The organism is Membranihabitans marinus, assembly GCF_021729155.1.
GTDB lineage: Bacteria > Bacteroidota > Bacteroidia > Chitinophagales > Saprospiraceae > Membranihabitans > Membranihabitans marinus.
On record NZ_JAJQYA010000070.1, the window covers coordinates 1 to 3,311 of the forward strand.

1 protein-coding gene and 1 pseudogene are annotated in these 3,311 nt (G+C 38.2%); both read right to left on the bottom strand.

Annotation, left to right across the window (positions count from 1 at the left end; genetic code table 11):
- Nucleotides 1–2,450 (bottom strand): hypothetical protein (locus LVD51_RS19860; protein WP_236973128.1); only part of this gene is annotated, 2,450 nt, incomplete at its 3' end.
- Between the two features lie 213 nt (nt 2,451–2,663).
- Nucleotides 2,664–3,311: pseudogene (locus tag LVD51_RS19865) on the bottom strand (hypothetical protein); the annotation flags it as partial.

A 3,311-nucleotide genomic window follows, 5' to 3' on the forward strand; every position in this document is an offset into this window, starting at 1 on the left:
TCTCCATTCACTACATCACAATATCTTACGCAATCTCCCGATCCGTATATAGAAGGCCAACCAGCAGCAAACCAATACGGGCTATTGCCATTGCCGTCCCAGAACCATTGGTCGGTCACTTCTTCATAATAGCCATCTGCAGACAATACTCGATCACCTTTTTCTAAGAAAACATAGGGAAAATAACCGCTCCCGATAGAAGCAATAAGGTAGTTTTCCCAATCATCAGCCAATCGTGCTACGATGTTCAATGCTCCATATCCCAACTGTGAACTACTTGCATTAGCCAATACATCTGCGATATAACTTCCGTCGATAATATCACCGATGGTATATTCTGTTTGAGCTTTGTCGTTTTTCTTTAAGATCACACAGGCCAAATACTCGTTCAATAAATCTTGTGATTGAGCATTGACATAACCTGCGAGAACTACTGCTGCGGGCAATTCATAGGTCACTGCACCCATTTTACCAGTGGGCAATTCGTAGTCGTGTAATCCCATGGGCTGCTTCCATGCCGCATATCGTTTAAGTGTTTCTCCTGGATCGACTACGGCTTCTATCTCACAATAAGTCGTATCTTCTGCCTTTCCTTTAAATGAAGTTGGACCGAAGGCGGGCAATCTCATAACTACGATGGTATCGGTCAAAGTCGTCATTTCTCCTTCTTTATTGAATACTTCCCAGGTACGGAAAATCAATTCTGCAGTATCGTTGTCTTCAGTACAAGAGATCGGCATAATCCAATCCGGTTGTACTGCCAGTCCATAATAGCCTGGACCTCGACCCTCATTACACGATACAGTAACCGATGGAGTATGTAGGCTGGCATCAGGAATATAGCCGCAGTAGGTAACGATCTTTCCTCGACTCAAGCCTGCCGTCGGTAAGTCGTAATCTCCCGCTGTCTTACTTGATTGAAAATCCGATGTCAAAACAATGCTTGACGACTGAGGGATAAACAGACTAGACTGACAGCTCGATATTGGATTCGATATTTGTACGGTTAATATTTGCCCTCGATAATTACAGAGGTCTTCGCCTTCCATGATGAGATCTTGGCTCGTTAGATTTTCTCCTCGCCATACTTGACCGTTCCATTCATTGGCCACAGTGACCGATAGTTGATTTGCACATTCTGTTAGGCCAGGCACTACTTCATTGATGTACAATTCCATCATCCCTTGACCATCAATGGCAGGATGAATAGTGGAAATACAATTCATAGATTGTGGACTAGGATCACATGGATCTGATTGATACTCCAATACCCCCATATCTATATTATTATAAAATCGAGGATTGAGGGCTAAATCCACTTCTTGACCAGCGACCATGTAGAAATCAGCCATGGTGGATGGATCTCCACTATTAATGGCTGGAGAAATATATTGCAAACTAAAATCTCCATTGGCCGCATCGACAAATAAGGGATCGGTATTGATAAAGTTATTGTTTGGTGAATTCGAGCGCAACATTAACTGGGATTGATTGTATTCAAAACTTCCCAAATCGATCATCGAATGATGTATCAACGAGTTTATCTTATCACTGGAATTTAAGTTAGCTATCTTCCCAGAATTTTGATAAAAAATAGTATTTACGATAGTGTCGGTAAGTCTTAATGCTGCTAAACCCGTAATCAATGAATCTGGATGACCTTGAAGATCATCAACAGTATATGAATGAATATTGATTGAATCAAGAACAACACTTGAATTTTCACTTTTATTTTGATAATATACGTTATTAACAATAAAGTTATTAATGTTTCCATTAAAAGTGTGATTGTTGATTGTTCCACCTTTTTGTGCCACATTCTGAATAAATAAATTATTAACAAGTGAACTTTCCAAATATCCATAGCCAGCAAAACGACCAAGATGTCGTCCCGAAGCATAATTCAACAGGGCGGCTCCGTTTTGTTGTGCTTCATTATTCTGAAATATTGAATTAATTATATCAATGGTATCAACAGCATAATATCCATGAGATCTATTAAAAATTGCCCCTCCAAAAATACTTTTATTGTCTTTAAACAAACTATTAGAAATTCTCACTTTAGTTGTATTAATGTGTACATAAATATCAATAGCTCCTCCTCGAACAACATCTGCTAGAAGATCATTGTCCAATGTATTGCCATAATTAAAGTTGCCTATTAATTCGCAAGAATCAATATGGATGATATTCTTTCCAGAATTGTAATTGTAAAATGAAATGGCTCCTCCACTAAGCCTACTACTATTTTCTATAAATTTGGAATGTTTTATATTTATTTTTTGATCAGTATAAATTTTAAATCTTCTATCATTATCAAAGTAAATAGCTCCTCCTACATTTTCACTTGTATTTCCTTGAAACAAACAGTGATTTATACTCACTTCATAGTTACCATTTGAAAATCCTATTTTATGGTATATGGCTGCTCCGTAGGTACGCTCTCCCATTGTACGATTGTTTTTAAAAACAGAATGTTCAAGAATGAGTGTAGCCTGGTCATAGATATCAGTGAAATAGTAGAGAGCTCCACCATAACCCTGTGTGCTTTTATTACTTATAAATTCACAATTTCGAATAATAGGTAAGCTTAATCCAGAATTATCCCCAAAACTATATACGGCACCCCCATTACCGTAGTTTCTGGCTTCATTTTCTTTAAATTAGCAATGTTCAATCAGCGGTTGACTCATCCCACCATTGGTTGTAGTATTGTTTACAGCACCACCATATTTTGATATATTTTTCTCAAATAAGGTATTTGAAATAGTGGGTGAGCATTGAAAAACATCCAATGCTTGATTGTACATTCCACCACCTCTTATCAATGCATGATTTAAATAAAAGTGACATTTATTTAACCTGGGATTTGAATGATCTGAATTCGCAATATTGAGCCAACCGCCCCCATATCCATGTAAATTTGAGCCATCTGCATTTCCATTAGTGATGATGAATCCCTCCACTAGGGTAGAATCACTTACATTCAAGGTAGATACCACGTGATAACTATTGTCTGTACTGTCATTCTGCACTCCTATATCCCCAGAGAGAATGGTCTCATATATTTCCCAATCTCGGTTTGCAAAAATATCTCCACCACTAGGAAATCCACCGTAGACTTCAACATCAGTGGGAATATTAAATGATATCTCTCGATTAGTAGTACCAGTCGGCTTATAAGTACCCTCTGCCACATAAATCTTATCCGCGGCATCTGGACAGGCATTCAATATCCCAAGGGCTGATTGTAAATCGGTAAAAGCATCGTTCCATGAAGTACCATTGTCTCCTCCACTTGTTGCCGTCAA